Origin of the sequence: Mucilaginibacter sp. OK268, assembly GCF_900103125.1 — a bacterium.
Lineage (GTDB): Bacteria > Bacteroidota > Bacteroidia > Sphingobacteriales > Sphingobacteriaceae > Mucilaginibacter.
This window is the reverse complement of the sequence record NZ_FNJV01000006.1, coordinates 286,765-304,379: the sequence shown is the minus strand read 5'-3', so window position 1 is coordinate 304,379 and position 17,615 is coordinate 286,765. Positions and strand designations below refer to the sequence as shown.

Genomic DNA, 17,615 nt, shown 5'->3' with positions numbered 1-17,615 from the left:
TTAACACATTAAATCATATCGCCTTATTAATACAAAAAGAGGTTTTAAAATTAAAACCTCTTTTTGTATTCAATGTATTCCCGTAGGAAAAATACTAATGTTTTACAGTATATAATCGCTTAACATCCGAAGCATTTAATGCTCTGTCATATAAACGCAGATCATCAAGGGCGCCTTTCAGGAAATAGCCATCGCTGCCGGCAAACGGATTATCGGCGCCAATATAAACATCTGTAGAAACGGCAGAATTTGGCGATGCGAAACCAATTGACGATGTATTAAATACGCCATCCATATAAAAGGATAACTGATGCAGATTATAATCATATACAACGGTAATCATATGCCAGTTGTTTAACCCAACAGGGATAGTAGAAAAGTTACGATAATCGGCACTGCCTTCTGTAAGGGCAACTATACCCAACGCACCCTGACCAGTACTATAAAAACTTTGTCCGGTAATAGAAAGATTCCATCCATTGGCTTCCCCAGGTAATTTTTTATCGATTACCTGGCTTCCGTATGAGTAATTATACTGATCAAGCTTTACCCAGGTGTTAATAGCGAAACTGGTATGCGCCAAACGCAAAGCGGCATTATCGTTCACTTTAATTAAACTGTTATAGCCATTAAAATAAACTGCGCTGTTAGCCTCCCCAAATCTGTTGGCTACGGCAATTACATTACTGGCTTCCCCGTTATTGCCATTACCAGAAACGTCGGCAGCACTGTTATCAAATGGATAGCTGGCCAGTAAGCCTATTTTCAAAACATCTTTAACGGTTACTAAACAGCTAGCTGTTTTTGTACTTGATGCATTGCTTAGTTTTATGGTTGAAGTGCCTTCTTTTTTGGCTGTTAACTTACCCGTTTTGGTAACCGATACTATTGTGGTATCTGAGGATTGCCATATAAATTTTGTGGTGTCGTAAGACGGGGGGTTAGTTTTTATACCAAGCTGCGTGGCATCGCCAAGATACATGGTGAGCGTGTCTCTGAGTGAAATTCCCTGAAGAGGGTCTGGTTGAGGGTTATTTTTTTTTGAACAGGACGATGTATAAATTATAGCAGCTGAGGCTATTAAAAGGATGTAAAAATTCTTCATGCAAACTGGATAAGGTCTTAAACTAATTATCAAGACAAAGGTACATTAAACCCGACATAATACCAATGTTGGAATTTTAAATCTGTATTAAATAAAAAAGCCCCCGGGTTTTCCCGGGAGCTTTTTTATTTAACTATAAGTTGCTTAGTTAAGTGCGTTATACAGATTTTGTATATCGGTATTGCTTAAAGCATTTTTGTAGATACGAATATCGCTCAGTGAGCCATTCAGGAAGTAACCAGGGCTGCCAGTATTACCAGGATTATCACGACCGATATAAAAGGCACTTAAGACACTTGCCGGGGCGAAGCCTGGGTTAACAGACACGGTATTTGATGTACCATCAATGTAAAGTGTTATGGTGGAGGTTGCCAGAATATATTTGACGGTTATCATATGCCAGCCTCCAAGACCAATAGTGTTTGAGCTCAGGGCGCTTGGGCCGGCATTTATACCAAATGATAATATACCTGAAGTGCTGCTTGCGGCACCCGAAATACTAACAGCATAACTGCCAAGATTTACTCTATTACCAAGTATAACTGAGCCGTATGAACTGTTATAAGAGTCAAGTTTAACCCATGCGTTAATGGTGAAATCGGTACCACTTAAAGCAAGATCCGAATGCCCAGGCACTGAAATAAAGCTGCTTGAACCGTTAAAATGATATGCACCTACCGGATTATTAAACCTGTCTGATGTAGTAGTTATATTGCTGGCGGTTCCATCATGTCCCTGACCCGACAGGTCGCCGGTGGTATTAATCAGAGGCCAGTAAGCTACTAAGCCAGATGACGGTGTAGGCACGCTTGTAGCGGTATACAGCTGCTGAAGCTCAGTGCCGTTGATAGCACGGTTATAAATTCGGATCTCATCCAATGCTCCCTGGAAGAAATAGCCGTTTGAAGCCACACTTGGGTTATCCCGACCGATATAAAGCGCCGCTGTTACAGAAGCATTAGCTGTTGAAATGCCACTTACGGTATGATCAAGCACCCCATTTACATAAATACTTAATTGCTGATTAGCCAGGCTGTATATGCTGGTAACCATAGCCCATGTACCTGTGCCGATAACAGTGCTGCCAAAAGCATTGGTGCTACCGCCACCTGGCCCGTAGCTAAGCACCCCTGTTGGACTGCTGCTATTGCCGGTAATAGTCCACACCCAACCGTTATTAGCACCGGTGAACCGCTTAGTTAAAATAGCGGAACCATATGATGCGTTATAAGCATCTAACCTAACCCAGGCGTTCAAGGTAAAGTCGGTATTATTTAAACGCAATTCAGCAGCATCAGGGACAGACATATAACTGCTTGTACCGTTAAAATAAAAAGCTCCGCGTGGATAACCAAATCTGTCGGTTGTTACCGTCACATCGCCATTCACCGTACCGTTGTGGCCGTGTCCAGACAAGTCAGAAACGTTATTATCACATGACCAATAAGCGATAAGACCGGCCGAAAGGTTACTTCCCGGAACATAGTTTGTAGATTTCGGATTTGATTTAAGCTGCTGAGCCTCTGGGCTAACGGTTTGGTTTTTTTTACAGGACGAAAGTGCGCCCAACATCATCATACCCGCCATAAATGGCATAAGGTTGTTTTTCAGGTTTTTCATGTATTAATTGTATTATTTAGGTTTTAATAAGCGCAATCTACAAGTATTATGTTCAATTCATATATGTTTTATGTTAATTTATGTTAAATGATACTTATTTAACATCAAACATACTTATAAGTCTGAATAAATAAAATATAAAGCCCTCCGGAAAATATCCGGAGGGCTTTATATACAGGCCAACCTCCTGGTTAGGGCGTTATACAGATTTTGTATATCGGTATTGCTTAAAGCATTTTTATAGAGTACAGCTTACCTTATCGCAAAGTACAACTGAGCCGAATGAACTATTTTTCAGCAAGAGTTACCCGCTTAATGTGTTAAATTATATAATTTTTTAATTTCGGTTGCATGAAGCGCCCTGCCATATATACGTACATCATCAAGCGCTCCTTTCAGGAAATATCCTGTTGAAGGCACCTGAGGATTATCCTTACCCATATACAGATCGGCAGTTACAAACGCATTTGGCCCGCTAACTCCATAAACCGTGTTAACAAAAGCTCCGTTAACATAAAAACTGATCTGCTGCACATTGGTTTTATAAACGGTAGTGATCATATACCATTTATTTAAGTCAATTGCTTTAGTACTTAAAGCGCTAATATCGCCCTTACCAAACGAAACCAACCCAAGGCCACCCTGGCCTGAGTTTTGGAAATCAGAACCTGTAATAGAGCTGCTCCAGCCATTATCTGAGCCCGGGCCTCTTTTACAGATAATCTGGGTTCCGTATGATGGATCATAACTATCTAATTTAACCCAGTTATTTATGGTAAAATCAGTATTGGCTAATCGTAATTCGGCTTTGTCTTTCACCAGGATATAACTGCTTGTTCCGTTAAAGTAGTAAGCCGAGTTTGGTTTTCCAAAACGGTCAGCAATGCTGCTTATACTATTGGCCACTCCGGTATTACCGTGCCCTGAAAGATCATTGGTATTGTTATTAAAAGGATAAAAAGCCAGTAAACCGATTTTTAATTTATCGGTAACCTGTACAATACCACTTAACGAAAATGATTTAGCCTTATTTGTTAAGGTAACGGTAGACACACCTTCTGTTTTTGCAGTTACTGTACCGGTACTTGAAACAGACACCACAGTAGTATCTGACGATTTCCAAACCAATAAACTAGGATCGTAATTTGGCGGCGTAGTGGTATAATGAAGTTGTACAACATCACCGGCCTCCATAGACAGTGTATCGGTAAACAAAATACCAGTAAGCGGGTCGGTTGTGGCTATCACTGATATATGACAGGTTGCTGATATTGTTTTAAGCTGGTTGGTTGCAGTAATAACAGCTGTACCTGTTTTTTTTGCGGTTACCTGCCCATCATTTTTAACTGTTAAAACGGTGGTATCAGATGAGCTTAACCGTAATAGGGCCTTGTTATAATCGGCGGGGGTAGTAGTAATATTCAATTGAATAGTTTGCCCCACGCTAATTGTCGTATCCTTTCCTAAGGAGATGGCTTTTAGCGTATCAACAGGCGGAAAATAGCTTTTTTTGCAGGCAGTAAAAAGGGCCATTACGGCACATAACAGGAGTAGGTTTTTTTTCATGTAACTAAGGATTTAGTACACGAAGATAAATGAATTATTAATAGCTTGTATTAAATTAATATAAATAAAGCCCTCCGGAAAATATCCGGAGGGCTTTATATTATAATTTACCTAATCAGTTATTATTGACTTGTAAATTTCTTAGCGTTAATCCTTCTTTCGTTTTCGTTCAGGAATATTTTACGCAAACGGATGCTTTGTGGCGTTACCTCAATGTATTCGTCGGCCTGAATGTACTCCATTGACTCTTCTAACGAGAATTTAATAGCAGGTGCAATACGTACGTTGGTATCGCTACCAGATGCACGCATGTTGGTTAACTGCTTGCCTTTGGTTAAGTTAATCACCAAATCGTTATCACGGATGTGCTCGCCTAAAACCTGTCCTTCGTAAACGTCAACTCCCGGATCAATGTGGAAACGACCACGATCCTGTAATTTATCAATAGCGAAAGCAGTGGTTTTACCAGTATCCATAGATACCAATACACCATTTAAACGGCCCGGGATGGTACCTTTCCATGGTTCGTATGCTTTAAAGCGGTGAGCCATGATAGCCTCGCCACCGGTAGCGGTTAATACGTTATTACGTAAACCGATAATACCACGTGCAGGGATATCAAACTCTAAGTGCTGTAAGTCGCCTTTTGGTTCCATGATCAACAGGTCGCCTTTACGTTGTGTTACCAACTCAATAACTTTACCTGCAACATCCCCCGGTACATCAACAATTAATGTTTCAACCGGCTCACATTTAACACCGTCAATTTCTTTAACAATTACCTGTGGCTGGCCAACCTGTAATTCGTAACCTTCGCGACGCATGGTTTCGATCAATACAGATAAATGGAGAATACCACGACCATACACCAGGTATGAATCAGGCGATTCGGTTTCAACAACCTTAAGCGCAAGGTTTTTTTCCATCTCTTTATACAAACGGTCACGTAAGTGACGGGAAGTAACAAATTTACCTTCTTTACCAAAGAAAGGTGAAGTATTGATGGTGAACAACATGTTCATGGTAGGCTCATCAATATGGATAACCGCCAGTTGTTCTGGTTTTTCAAAATCGGCAATGGTATCGCCAATATCAAAACCTTCAATACCAACTACAGCACAGATATCGCCGGAAGCTACTTCTGTAGCACGTACTTTACCCAAACCTTCAAAGGTATAAAGTTCTTTTATTCTTGATTTTTGGATAGTACCGTCGCGTTTTACCAATGATACCGGCATGTTTTCTTTGATAGTACCACGGGCAACACGACCAATAGCGATACGGCCTACGAAAGATGAATAATCTAACGAGGTGATCTGCATTTGTAATGTACCTTCGGCTATAGGAGCTGGTGGAATGTTTTCCAGGATAGCATCCATTAACGGGAAAATATTATCAGTAGGTACTTTCCAGTCGGTGCTCATCCAGCCTTGTTTTGACGAACCGTAGATAACCGGGAAATCCAGCTGATCTTCGGTTGCTTCAAGATTGAAGAACAATTCAAAAATTTGCTCGTAAACTTCTTCCGGGCGACAGTTTTCTTTATCAACCTTGTTTACAACCACAATTGGTTTTAAGCCTAAAGCCAAAGCCTTTTGGGTTACAAAGCGGGTTTGAGGCATAGCACCTTCAAACGCATCGCAAAGTAATAATACACCATCGGCCATTTTCAATACGCGTTCAACCTCGCCGCCAAAGTCGGCGTGACCAGGAGTATCAATAATATTGATCTTAACGTCTTTATACATTACCGAAACGTTTTTTGATACGATGGTGATACCACGCTCACGTTCCAGGTCGTTATTATCCAATATCAATTCACCAGTTTCTTGGCCTTCGCGAAAAATGGCGCAACTGTGTAAAATTTTGTCAACCAAAGTGGTTTTACCGTGGTCAACGTGTGCGATGATCGCAATGTTTCTTATTTTTTGCATGAAATATGCCCTATAAATTTGGCGCAAAGGTACAGTTAAAATATGAGATTTTAAAGCTTTATCAGCTAAAGGAGAAAGATTTATACAATTAAATTACCAAATAACGATAACCGACCAGTCCGTTAACAAGCTGATTAACTAAATTTTACATATCTTTAATCAGCTTTTACAACACTTATGCCTAACCACACACAGCTACTTTATGATATAGAAATTCATTCTGTTGCTGGTATACGCCGGTATTTTGACGATGGCGGCAGCCCTAATGATGTATATAACGAAGTTCCGGTTTTTATAGCCCTGCTGGAGATGTACACTCGCAGTCCAAGATTTAAAGATTGTGTACAGATTTTTATTGATGCTGGTCTTGTTTTTGAGTATAAAGCCCTGTTAGCTGTTTTAACTGATGATGCCGAAAAGTTAAAACCCAGCCTGGAGACCGATCCGGTATTGGTCATCAATAAAACCTATAGCTTAGTTAACAACACTTATACCTCTTTAACGGGCGGTACCCTGCTTCATTTTTGTGCCGAATATAACAGCGTGGCCTGCGCCGGGTTACTGGTACAATATGGCGCCGATGTAAATGCGAAGGCAGGCCTGGATGAACACGGTTTTGGCGGGCACACGCCTATTTTTCATACGGTTAATCAAAACGGTAATAACTCGGTTGATATGTTGCATTTCCTGCTCGAAAATAAAGCCGATCTGACCCATACCGTAAAAGGCCTGATCTGGGGTAAAGGATATGAATGGGAAACTTTTATACCGGCGGTAAACCCCATCAGCTATGCGATGATGGGCCTGCTACCTCAAATGCACCGGAAAGAAAAAACAATTACAGAAGTGGTTTCCCTGTTGATGAAGCGTTCGTATGGTATTGAATATACCCCGGCTAATGTACCGAATGCTTATTTAGGACATTGATCTTTACCGCCCGAAAGCCCAAACCAAAAACTTAGGCAGGGCTTTGCCCCAGGTGGTTGTGTCATGCGTGCCATTAACTATTTCCACGTATTGAATATCGGCAGGACGGGTATAACCTTTGTTTTGCAGCTCTTTGACCAGATCTATGGTGTCATCAATAGCATCTATAATTCCGTTTTTGTTACGATCTGTAGTTTCATCCTTGGTTCCGGTTTGCAGCCAGAATTGAAGATCGGGTTTGTCGGTAGTGTTCTTGATAACTGAATGCATAATGCGGTCGGCATCGGTATAACCTTTCGCCAGGTCCTTGCTCCGCCACCAGAACGATCCGGAAAACACGCCCACTTTATCAAAAACATCGCTATTGTTCCAGGTAATATCAAGGGCCGAAAGCCCACCTAAGGAAAAGCCGGCAAAGGCCGTCGTTTCAAAATCGCTGATACCTGTTTGTTCCTTAAGTTGAGGTAGCAATTCGGTCTTTATAAATTCGGTATAAATAGCTGCTTTTGAGCCGCGTTTTTTAAAGTCGGGTTTACCGGCCACACCGTATTCCTGTATACGATCTTCACCTGCATGAATAGCCACCACCAATATCGGTTTTATGCGATTGGTATTATACAGTTGCTCCAGCGTTGCCAATAACTGCAGATTTTCCAGCTCCTGCCCGTCGTTCAACAACAATAGGTTCAAGGGTTCGGTAATTTCCTGCTCATCGGGCATAACCAGTGTGCAGGTAACCTCCCGGTTAAGCAATGCAGAGTTTATAGTTATATTTTTCTCAGTGATCGTCATTTCAGTTTCAGCCCAGCCCCAATACATCTTTATTCAAATTTTAAGGGTGCAAAAGTAAAAATACTTTTCGTTTTTTGATGTATTAGCCTCACTCTGCCCTCTCCAAAGGAGTAATAACTCATCGCGTCATTGCGAAGTACGAAGCAATCTCTATATTATACAGAGCAAATAGAAGAGTTTAAAACCTGACTGACCGACCTGTGTAGAGATTGCTTCGTGCCTCGCAATGACGTCACTTTTTGATAAGAAGTAGATGAGGCTTTTTCGCCCTAACCTTTAATTTATCAGACTGTTGCCTTTTTCAGTCAAACCACTTAACTTACCGTCTGAAACCAAAAATCTATTATTTTGACCGAAAAATATCACCGCTGGCATTCGCCCAATTTAAGTGCCGACCTGGAAATGCTGGTGTTTGGCGACCGCGGTTATCCCGTGATCCTGTTCCCCACAACCAAGGGCCGTTATTATCAGAATAAAGATTTTGGCTTGATAGAAAGTGTACGATGGTTTATTGATCAGGGCCTGGTTAAGATCTATTGCCCAGATACTATCGACGACCGCAGCTGGTACGATAAAGGCATCTCCCCTGCCGACCGCGCCCGTAACTATACCTGGTACGATAAAATGCTATTAGACGAACTGGTGCCCTGGGCCATGCACGAAACCGGTGTAGGTAAAGTAGCCATGGCCGGCTGCAGTTTTGGTGGTTACCATGCGGCCAACTTTGCGTTTAAACACCCCGAAAAGGTAAGCAACCTGTTTACCATGGGCGGCGCGTTTGATATCAAAATGTTTACCGATGGTTTTTATAACGACGATGTATTTTACAACAACCCGGCTGATTTTTTACCCGGCGACAATGCGGGCGACTTGTGGAACATGAATATCATTTTAGGTACGTCGGAATACGATATCTGCAAAGAATATAACCTGCAGTTATCTAATATTCTAAAGCAAAAGAATATTAAACATTGGCTGGATGTACGCCCATTCGCCAGGCACGACTGGCCCATCTGGCGCGAAATGTTCCCGCATTATTTATCAACCATTCGATAGAGAGTCAAGAAACAAGAATCAGGAATCAAGACACAGCAATAAATTATAAAAAGGTATTCACCAGCAAAAAAAAACAAAAGCAAAAAATAAGAATCAGGAATCAAGACAAAGGATTATTGAGCTCTTTTAGGATTTAGAGTTTAGAAATTAGAGTTTAACCCCATCATCTACCATGAAAAAAATAGGCATCTTATTCGGACAGGAAAATTCGTTCCCACAGGCATTTGTTGACCGCATCAATCAAAAGGCCGAAAAAAGCATTTCGGCGGAGTTTGTGCGTATAGATAAGGTTTTACAAGCCGAACCATTGGATTACGCGGTGATCGTCGACCGTATATCGCAGGATGTGCCCTTTTACCGGGCCGCCCTCAAAAACGCCGCTATCTGCGGTACCGCGGTGATCAACAATCCATTCTGGTGGAGCGCCGACGAAAAGTTTTTCAATAATGCACTGGCTGTAAAGCTGGGTGTGCCCGTACCAAAAACGGTGATATTACCCTCTAAGGAACTACCTGATGATACGACCGACCGATCATTCCGAAACCTGGCTTATCCTTTAGATTGGGACGGCATTTTTAACTATGTAGGTTTCCCGGCCTATATGAAACCCTTTGACGGCGGTGGCTGGAAAGAGGTTTATCAATTGCAAAACCGCGAAGATTTTTTCAATAAATATGATCAGACCAAACAGTACGTAATGATGTTGCAGGAAGAGGTGGTGTTTGACGATTATTTCCGCTGCTACTGCATTGGCGGTAAACATGTACGCATTATGCAATACGAGCCACGCAATCCGCATCACCTGCGTTATGAACATGGTAAAGCTCCGGCGTCCAAAAAAATACTCGATACGGTTAAAGATTATGTCATCAAACTGAACCAATATCTGGGTTACGATTTCAACACAGTGGAATTTGCCATCCGCGATGGTATCCCCTACGCTATTGATTTTTGCAACCCCGCTCCCGATGCCGAAGTAACCAGCGTGGGCCAGGAAAACTTTGACTGGGTAGTGGAAACCGCCGCCGATTATGCCATTGAACGTGCCAAAAAACAAAAGGCAGGTCTGGATAACCTCACCTGGGGCGAATATGTAAAAACATCAGCCGCCAAAACACCACTGGTAAGTCCCAAACCGGCAAAAAAGGAAATTTATATCGGCAAGGTGAACCCTCCTGTGGAAGCGGAGAGCAAGGTAAAGAAAACAAAAGTGGCGAAAGCGGCTGTTCTGGTTAAAGAAGTCGCCCAACCCGTTAAGGTTAAAGCTAAGCCTGAAGCAAAAGTAAAGAAAGAAAAAGAGGTGAAGAAAGTGACTAAAAAGCCGGTTGCCAAGAAATAAAAAGAAGTCATCCCGAATTTATTTCGGGATCCCACACGCTGAGTAGCCGGTTTGCATGGCGTATACCTTGCTTGTGGGATGCTGAAACAAGTTCAGCATGACATTGACAGTAAAAAAGTGTGTCATTTCGAACGGAGTGAGAAACTATCTCTTGAACGAAGTGAAAAATCTTTTACGCCTGGCATATACCGCGTAAAAGATTTCTCCTCGTACCTCGTTCGAAATGACAACTGCTTAAATATAATAACCTAACCAATTATGAACGAGTTTACCTTAGGTGTTGAAGAAGAATTTATGGTGATAGATCCCGTAACACGGGAGTTAAAATCGCACGAGCAGAGAATTGTGGATAGTGCCCAAAAGATCCATGAGGACCAGGTAAAGGCCGAAATGCACCAGGCCGTGGTAGAGGTGGGTACGCATATTTGCCATAACACCCAGGAGGCCCGTGAGGAGGTAAGCAAACTGCGCACTACTGTGGCTCAGTTGGCGGGCGATATTGGCTTACGCATCGGCGCCGCGGGCACACACCCCTTTTCGCATTGGCAGCACCAGTTGATCACCGATCATCCGCGTTATTTTGAGATCGTGGACGAAATGCAGGAAGCTGCACGCTCCAATCTTATTTTTGGCTTGCATGTGCATGTGGGCATCCAGTCGCGCGATATGGCTATTCATATAGCCAACCAGGTGCGGTACTTTCTGCCTCACGTTTTCGCCTTATCAACCAACTCCCCTTTTTGGGAAGGGCGCAATACCGGGTTCAGATCCTTCCGCACCAAGGTGTTTGATAAGTTTCCGCGTACGGGCATCCCCGATTCTTTCAGCAGTATTGAGGAGTATGATAGTTATATCAAGTTACTGGTAAAAACCAATTGTATTGATAATGCCAAAAAGATTTGGTGGGACATTCGTGTACACCCTTTCTTCGAGACCATCGAATTCCGCATTTGTGATTGCCCTATGCTGGTTGATGAAACCATAGCTTTTACCGCCTTGTTCCAGGCCCTGTGTGCCAAACTGTATAAGCTGAGGCAACAGAATATGAAGTTCATCACCTACTCACGCGCCTTGATCAACGAAAATAAATGGCGCGCGGCACGCTACGGCATCGACGGAAAAATGATCGACTTTGGTAAAGAAATGGAAGTGAACACCCGTTCGCTGGTATTGGAGCTATTGGATTTTGTGGACGATGTGGTGGACGAATTAGGCTCGCGCGACGATCTGCAATACGTACACAAAATACTGGAACATGGCACCGGCGCCGACAGGCAGTTAGCAGTTTACCAACAAAACAGTAGCTTTGTAGACGTGGTGGATTACATTACCTCACAAACTTTAAAGGGATTATGACGACAAATAAACCGGAAATCAGGGTAGCGATACTTGACTTGTATGATGGGATAGCGAATGAGGGAATGCGTGGTTTCCAGGAGATTTTGAACAGGTATAAGGCTCAGCACGAGCTTAATTTAAGTTACCAGATATTTGATGTGCGCCGTCGTTGCGAAATGCCGGGCACCAATTTCGATATCTATATCTCCAGCGGTGGCCCCGGCGATCCGCTGATATCAGAAGGTACCGAGTGGGAGAAAAAATATTTCCGACTGATAGAAAAACTGGAAGATCATAACCTTTCTAACAATACCGATAAAAAACATACACTGTTTGTGTGTCACTCTTTTCAATTAATGTGTCGCCATTACAAACTGGGCGATATCAATATGCGCCGTTCGCCGTCATTTGGCGTGTTGCCTGTTAATCAAACCCCGGCAGGTGCCCATGAACCGATTTTTGAAGGTTTGGGTGATCCTTTCTACGCGGTCGATTCCCGCAGCTGGCAGGTGATCAATCCCGACGAAAAACGTTTTAAAGAACTGGGTATGCAGCTGGTAGCTATTGAAAAAGAGCGCCCGCATGTGGAGTTTCCACGGGCTATGATGGCCATTCGTTATAATGATTACTTTTTCGCCACGCAGTTTCATCCCGAGGCTGATGCCGGCGGTATGAAAGCTATGTTGTTACGGGAAGAGAAAAAGCAGGAAGTGATTAACGAGCATGGCGAAGTAAAATACCGCGAAATGCTTGCCCGCCTGGATGATCCCGACAAAATAACCCATACCCAGCGTACGCTAATCCCCAATTTCCTTGACCAGGCGGTGATGAGTTTGCAGGGAGTGGTGTAAAAGCCCCTCTATTTTATTTCTGCTTCAATCCCATCATGTCATTGCGAGCGCAGCGTGGCAATCTCCTCATGTGTCTATCGATGAGAACGCGAGGAGATTGCTTCGTCGTTCCTTCTCGCAATGACATTTATTTTTCTTTTAATTCCTTATAAAAACCCTCTCTTATCATACCAGTGTCATAAAATATTTTAAACATCAGATGTTTAAATAAAATCATCATACCTTTACATATCAAATCATCAGCGATATGGATAAGAAAGAAACCCTCGGCAGCCGCGTGATCAGCCAGATCAGGAATGATATAGCGCAGGGCAAATTCAAGCTCAACGAAAAAATACCCGCCGAGCCCGAATTGATGTTATTATACGGCGTTGGTCGCTCCACCATCCGGGAAGCTATTAAAACCCTGGCCACCGCAGGCATACTCAAAGTACAGCAAGGTTCCGGAACATTTGTAAACTCCTTTGTAAGCGAACAAACCATCGAGCAGCGTTTAAAAAATGCCGACTTTGATCAGATCAATGCGGTACGGATATTACTGGAAGGTGAGATAGTAAGACTAGCGGCCCAAAACCGATCCGAAGCGCACATCGATCAGATCGAAAAATGCCTGGAAAAAAGAAAACAAGCAATCCAGTCAGAACAGCGCCAGGCATGTGTTGATGCCGACATTGCTTTTCATATGGCTATAGCTCATGCCTCGCTCAATAACGTACTAGCCGATCTTTATGAAAGCTTCACCCTCATTATCCGTGACTTTTTTTCCAAACGAGAAACTCAGGGCATCAGTCATTTTGCCATGAGTCATCACTTACATGAGCAGCTGTTTAAGGCCATCAAAGCCCAAAAAGTAAAACAGGCTGAGCAGTTAATACAGCAAATTTTAAATAATAATTATTAATACCATATATCATGACTATCATAACATTCACCCTGATCTTATTGGCAGGAGCCTACCTGGCCGGCCTGGTTGGCTCACTCACCGGCTTAGGCGGCGGCGTAGTAGTAATCCCATTGCTCACACTCGTATTTCATGTAGATATCCGCTACGCTATCGGCGCGGCTTTACTAGCTTCTATCGCTAACTCATCGGGCGCGGCAAGCGCTTATATAAAAGAAGGTATCACCAATATCCGTTTAGGGATGTTCCTGGAAATAGCCACTACGATAGGTGCGGTAGGCGGCGCTATCATCGCGGTATATACGCCGACTAATACCATCGCTATTCTTTTCGGCGCCATCCTGTTATTTTCCGCAGCGATGACCCTCCGGAAAAAGAACATGGCAGCCCTGACCGAGGGCAGCGCACTATCCTATAAACTAAAGCTCAACAACAGTTATCCCACCAAGGATGGCGAAGTGGAATACAAATTAAAAAACGTAGGCGCAGGCTTCTCCATCATGACCCTGGCCGGTGTTTTATCAGGGCTATTAGGTATCGGCTCCGGAGCCTTAAAAGTTTTGGCTATGGATTCGGCTATGCATATACCCTTTAAGGTAAGTACTACAACCAGTAATTTTATGATCGGCGTTACAGCCGCCGCCAGCGCAGTGGTGTACCTGCAAAGGGGTTACATGGATCCGGGTATCGCTTTTCCGGTGATGCTGGGCGTATTGGGCGGCGCGTTTACAGGCTCCAAATTGCTTACCCGTATGGATCCCAAAGTGCTGAAATACATCTTCTGTGTGGCTATCACCTTTGTTGCTGCCGAAATGATTTTTAACGGCTATAACCACAAATTCTAAAGAACAAGATCATGAAAAAGATACTTTCAAAAAGCTTTAACGCTGATCAGGATATAGAAAAACTGATCGGTTATTTATTAAGATATGGGGTTATTACCGCAAGCCTTATTGTTTTTGTTGGGGGCATTATCTATCTGCACCAATACCAACACAGCAGCATACCAGCCTATCACACATTTGTGGGCGAGCGGGCAGGTTTTACCACTATTAGCCAGATCATGAACGGGGTTGGTTCGTTCAATGCCAAAGGGATCATACAACTGGGCGTACTGATATTAATCGCCACACCTATTCTACGCATCTTTTTTTCGTTGATAGGTTTCATATTGGAAAAAGACAGGCTTTATATCCTTATCACCTTTGTGGTTTTGAGTGTGATGATGTTCAGTATTTTCGGCGGTTTAAAAGTTTAAGCTCCGCCGATGCTAAACAAAAAGGGCTGCTTCAATTTTTGAAGCAGCCCTTTTTTATGATTTTATTCTTGACCGGAATTACTTGTTGTCGGTATTAAATAGTTTTGATTTATCAACTTTTTGAACGGTCATGCCGTCTGCCAATGTTTTTGAGATGGCTGCATATGGTGCCGATACCACTTCTTCGCCGCCTTTCAGGCCAGACAGGATCTGGATATAAGTATCATTCTGGATACCGGTAGTTACCTGCACCTGTTTTAATTTGCCCGGGGCTGAGTAAACAAACACATACTCTTTGGCCGGGGCACTGATTTGCGGCTTATTATCATCTTTTGATGCTGCCGGCGTAGCAGTTGCATCCTTTTTTTCGTCACGGGTAGTTACCGACTGGATAGGAACCGACAGGAATTTCACGTGATTGGTATTGATATCCACCGTAGCGGTTAATCCCGGACGGAAAGGTGACGGGTTATCCACTGTCTTTTTAAGCAAAGCCTGGTAGGAGTCGGCATCAATACGTACTTTAACGGTAAAGTTGGTCACCTGATCGGCAGTGGTACCTACCACGTTTGCAGAGCTTCCAATTTCAATTACCGAGCCTGTAAACTTTTTACCGGAAAACGCGTCGATCTCAATATTTGCAGGATCATTTATCGTTATGCGGTTAATATCATTTTCGTTCACGTCAACATTCACGTCCATTTTACTCAGATCAGATATGGTCATGATCTCGGTACCGGCAAACTGTTGGGTACCCAAAACACGTTCGCCTTTTTGAATCACCAATTTGGAGATCACCCCGTCAACCGGCGAATAAAGACTTGTTTTAGCCAGGTTATCCTGCGCTTCTTTAACAGAGGCCGATTGTTGCTGAAGGCCAAATTGCGCACCAACCAGGTTTTGTTTGGCCGCCTCTAAACTGGCTTTAGCTCCATCATAACTGGCTTTCGCGTTATCATATTCAGATACGGTAAGTACTTTACTTTCATAAAGCGTTTTACTGCGTTTAAAAATAGCTTCCTGGTTTACAAAAGTAGCCTCTGCCTGTTTAAGCAGTTGCGCCATATTACCTATAGTTGCTTTTTGGGTACTGTAGCTTGCCACGGCGCGATCATATCCCGATTTTAATATATCCGGACGTACACGGCAAACCAGCTGACCCTTTTTAACTACGTCGCCTTCTTTCACTGGCAATTCAACAATTTCCCCGGATACTTCTGAGGTTATTTTTACTTCAACGTGCGGTTTTATTTTCCCGCTGGCAGATACCGTTTCGTTGATTTCACGCACGTCAGCTTTTTCGGTGGCTACCTGGGTTAAAGGCGGCTTACCGATGATGCCGGTCACCTTCGCTAAAATAAGCAATACAATTATTGCCCCCAGAGCTATCAAAATATATTTAGTAGTTTTTCCCATGACTATGCGTTTGGATATTTTATATGTGTTTTAAGATTAAAGCGTTATAGGGTTGCCCAGATAATAATCGATCACCTTGCTCCTGAAAATGAGCTGGTACTGCGCCTCGATCATATCAAATTGTGATTTATTAAGATTAGTCAGGGAGGTATTATAGTCCAGCGAGTTTACTAAGCCAACTGTATACCGTTGCTGTGTAATATTAAAGGCATCTTTATTGGCCTTGTAAGTTTGCGAGGTTGACATAAATTTCTTTTCGGCAGCGCGCAGGTCCCAAACCGCCTGATAAATAACTTTGCTCAGGTTATTACGGGCCAATTGAGAAGTCACTTCGGCATTTTGAGCCTGAATCTTGGCTTTGCGTACGGACGTGCGTGCCGCAAACCTGCCAAAAATTGGTATCTGTAAGCTTATGGCTATGGCCTGATTAAAGTTGTTACTTATCTGGTTAAAAAACGGATTGCTTTTATACGTTTGAGTAAAGCCTGGCTGTACAACAACCTGTTGTGTGTTTTGTACAATACCTATAGGTGTAAACGTACCCGTAGATATTACCTGGTCAAGTGTATTTTTTGCATTTGAATAGTTAGAACCGGCCTGCCCAACCAAAGTAACGGTAGGGTAATAATTGCCTTTGGCTACTTTTATGGCCTGTTCATATGATTTTTGCTGAACCTCGGCAAGCAATACATCCGGATTTACGTTTAACGCGGTTTTTAATATATCCTGCGGGTCATATATGGTTTTAATATCACTAAGCTTACCAATATCCGGTTTTTGTACCTCAATCTCGGTAGCCGGGTTCATCTCCATATATTGCTTTAGGGTAAGCATTGATGATTCCAACTGGTTTTGTGCATTGGTATTGTCAAGCTCCGAAGTTGAAAGCTGGGCTTTGGCCTGTGAAAGATCGGCCAGCGTTTGGTTGCCTACATTATAGTTTTGCTGTGCTCTATCCAGCGTTAACTTTGATATCTCAATTTGCTGTTTCGATGCTTTTACCAGATCCTGGTTAGTTAATACCTGTAAAAAAGTAGTAACCACATTTAGTATCAGATCGTTCTTAACTTTTGCAGTGGAGGTTTTATTGGCATCAACCAATATCCGGTTCTGGATGATCTGGTTACGCAACTGTCCACCCTGGAATAAGGTAACCTGTGTTGAGAACTGGCCATAAACCTGCAAAATACGCTGATTAATGAACTGATAAGTTGATTGGTCGATATTACGGCCAAAGTTGAACCCGCCTTGTGGAGCTGCCGTAAGATTGGGTAATTGATTAAATTTCGACTGTTTCAGATCCTCTTCAGATATTGCCTCGGTAAATTGCGATTGTTTAATGGTTAAATTTCGCTCAAGGGTAAGGTCAATCGCTTTTTGTAAAGTAATTACTTCCTGCGCTTTAGCTTGAAAACCAAGTGCCGAAAATATAATAGCACCTATAAGAGTTGTTTTAATGGGTAGTGACAATGTTGGTTTCATAAGTTTTTATATGCAATTGTAAGCAACGGA

At 42.8% G+C, this 17,615-nt stretch carries 15 protein-coding genes; 8 read left to right on the top strand and 7 right to left on the bottom strand.

Going from position 1 to position 17,615, the window contains the following annotated elements; genetic code table 11:
* Positions 1–94: 94 nt before the first annotated feature.
* From BLR84_RS19690 to typA, 4 genes are all read right to left on the bottom strand, one after another.
* A complete protein-coding gene (locus tag BLR84_RS19690) occupies positions 95–1,105 on the bottom strand; it encodes a LamG-like jellyroll fold domain-containing protein (protein WP_090471526.1) in 1,011 nt (336 codons plus the stop codon).
* A gap of 144 nt (positions 1,106–1,249) precedes the next feature.
* Complete coding sequence (locus BLR84_RS19685; RefSeq protein ID WP_090471524.1) at positions 1,250–2,725, bottom strand: LamG domain-containing protein; 1,476 nt, start codon at positions 2,723–2,725, stop codon at positions 1,250–1,252.
* A 312-nt stretch (positions 2,726–3,037) separates the two neighbouring features.
* Positions 3,038–4,291 carry a LamG-like jellyroll fold domain-containing protein gene (locus BLR84_RS19680; RefSeq protein WP_090471522.1) on the bottom strand — a complete coding sequence of 418 codons (1,254 nt, stop codon included), beginning with the start codon at positions 4,289–4,291 and terminating at the stop codon, positions 3,038–3,040.
* Positions 4,292–4,413: 122 nt separating this feature from the next.
* On the bottom strand, positions 4,414–6,225 hold the full coding sequence (typA, locus tag BLR84_RS19675) for a translational GTPase TypA (protein ID WP_090471520.1): 1,812 nt from the start codon (positions 6,223–6,225) through the stop codon (positions 4,414–4,416).
* Positions 6,226–6,402: 177 nt separating this feature from the next.
* Here typA and BLR84_RS19670 point away from each other — a divergent pair, with 177 nt between their 5' ends.
* On the top strand, positions 6,403–7,152 hold the full coding sequence (locus BLR84_RS19670) for an ankyrin repeat domain-containing protein (RefSeq protein ID WP_090471518.1): 750 nt from the start codon (positions 6,403–6,405) through the stop codon (positions 7,150–7,152).
* Positions 7,153–7,155: 3 nt separating this feature from the next.
* On the opposite strand, the gene BLR84_RS19665 is transcribed toward BLR84_RS19670, so the two are convergent.
* Positions 7,156–7,944 carry an alpha/beta hydrolase gene (locus BLR84_RS19665; RefSeq protein WP_255366993.1) on the bottom strand — a complete coding sequence of 263 codons (789 nt, stop codon included), beginning with the start codon at positions 7,942–7,944 and terminating at the stop codon, positions 7,156–7,158.
* A gap of 348 nt (positions 7,945–8,292) precedes the next feature.
* Here BLR84_RS19665 and BLR84_RS19660 point away from each other — a divergent pair, with 348 nt between their 5' ends.
* The 7 genes from BLR84_RS19660 (at position 8,293) to BLR84_RS19630 (ending at position 14,687) form a co-directional block, all read left to right on the top strand.
* Complete coding sequence (locus tag BLR84_RS19660) at positions 8,293–9,000, top strand: esterase family protein (protein ID WP_090471514.1); 708 nt, start codon at positions 8,293–8,295, stop codon at positions 8,998–9,000.
* Positions 9,001–9,172: 172 nt separating this feature from the next.
* Positions 9,173–10,339 (top strand): ATP-grasp domain-containing protein, encoded by a 1,167-nt coding sequence (locus BLR84_RS19655; RefSeq protein WP_090471512.1) that lies wholly within the window; start codon positions 9,173–9,175, stop codon positions 10,337–10,339.
* 258 nt (positions 10,340–10,597) lie between these two features.
* Positions 10,598–11,695, top strand: a complete 1,098-nt coding sequence (locus BLR84_RS19650) for a carboxylate-amine ligase (protein WP_090471510.1) — start codon at positions 10,598–10,600, stop codon at positions 11,693–11,695.
* Positions 11,692–12,528: a type 1 glutamine amidotransferase gene (locus tag BLR84_RS19645; protein ID WP_090471508.1), complete on the top strand. Its 837-nt coding sequence runs from the start codon at positions 11,692–11,694 to the stop codon at positions 12,526–12,528. The genes BLR84_RS19650 and BLR84_RS19645 overlap by 4 nt, the downstream gene beginning before the upstream one ends.
* A 247-nt stretch (positions 12,529–12,775) precedes the next feature.
* Entirely contained in the window at positions 12,776–13,429 is a 654-nt protein-coding gene (locus BLR84_RS19640) for a FadR/GntR family transcriptional regulator (protein ID WP_090471507.1), read from the top strand.
* A gap of 11 nt (positions 13,430–13,440) precedes the next feature.
* Entirely contained in the window at positions 13,441–14,274 is an 834-nt protein-coding gene (locus BLR84_RS19635) for a sulfite exporter TauE/SafE family protein (RefSeq protein WP_090471505.1), read from the top strand.
* A gap of 11 nt (positions 14,275–14,285) precedes the next feature.
* Entirely contained in the window at positions 14,286–14,687 is a 402-nt protein-coding gene (locus tag BLR84_RS19630) for a DUF1634 domain-containing protein (protein WP_090471503.1), read from the top strand.
* 78 nt (positions 14,688–14,765) lie between these two features.
* Here the strand turns inward: BLR84_RS19630 and BLR84_RS19625 are convergent, their stop codons facing one another.
* Both BLR84_RS19625 and BLR84_RS19620 read right to left on the bottom strand, forming a co-directional pair.
* Entirely contained in the window at positions 14,766–16,103 is a 1,338-nt protein-coding gene (locus BLR84_RS19625) for an efflux RND transporter periplasmic adaptor subunit (RefSeq protein WP_090471501.1), read from the bottom strand.
* 36 nt (positions 16,104–16,139) lie between these two features.
* Positions 16,140–17,585 carry a TolC family protein gene (locus tag BLR84_RS19620; RefSeq protein ID WP_090471500.1) on the bottom strand — a complete coding sequence of 482 codons (1,446 nt, stop codon included), beginning with the start codon at positions 17,583–17,585 and terminating at the stop codon, positions 16,140–16,142.
* Between the last annotated feature and the right edge of the window lie 30 nt (positions 17,586–17,615).

Bases quoted from the DNA above. Each gene is read 5' to 3' on its own strand.
- BLR84_RS19640 (WP_090471507.1), top strand. From the start codon at position 12,776: ATGGATAAGAAAGAAACCCTCGGCAGCCGCGTGATCAGCCAGATCAGG.
- BLR84_RS19680 (WP_090471522.1), bottom strand. From the start codon at position 4,291: ATGAAAAAAAACCTACTCCTGTTATGTGCCGTAATGGCCCTTTTTACT.
- BLR84_RS19685 (WP_090471524.1), bottom strand. From the start codon at position 2,725: ATGAAAAACCTGAAAAACAACCTTATGCCATTTATGGCGGGTATGATG.
- BLR84_RS19665 (WP_255366993.1), bottom strand. From the start codon at position 7,944: ATGACGATCACTGAGAAAAATATAACTATAAACTCTGCATTGCTTAAC.
- BLR84_RS19655 (WP_090471512.1), top strand. From the start codon at position 9,173: ATGAAAAAAATAGGCATCTTATTCGGACAGGAAAATTCGTTCCCACAG.
- BLR84_RS19690 (WP_090471526.1), bottom strand. From the start codon at position 1,105: ATGAAGAATTTTTACATCCTTTTAATAGCCTCAGCTGCTATAATTTAT.
- BLR84_RS19620 (WP_090471500.1), bottom strand. From the start codon at position 17,585: ATGAAACCAACATTGTCACTACCCATTAAAACAACTCTTATAGGTGCT.
- BLR84_RS19650 (WP_090471510.1), top strand. From the start codon at position 10,598: ATGAACGAGTTTACCTTAGGTGTTGAAGAAGAATTTATGGTGATAGAT.
- BLR84_RS19670 (WP_090471518.1), top strand. From the start codon at position 6,403: ATGCCTAACCACACACAGCTACTTTATGATATAGAAATTCATTCTGTT.
- typA (WP_090471520.1), bottom strand. From the start codon at position 6,225: ATGCAAAAAATAAGAAACATTGCGATCATCGCACACGTTGACCACGGT.
- BLR84_RS19625 (WP_090471501.1), bottom strand. From the start codon at position 16,103: ATGGGAAAAACTACTAAATATATTTTGATAGCTCTGGGGGCAATAATT.
- BLR84_RS19645 (WP_090471508.1), top strand. From the start codon at position 11,692: ATGACGACAAATAAACCGGAAATCAGGGTAGCGATACTTGACTTGTAT.
- BLR84_RS19630 (WP_090471503.1), top strand. From the start codon at position 14,286: ATGAAAAAGATACTTTCAAAAAGCTTTAACGCTGATCAGGATATAGAA.
- BLR84_RS19635 (WP_090471505.1), top strand. From the start codon at position 13,441: ATGACTATCATAACATTCACCCTGATCTTATTGGCAGGAGCCTACCTG.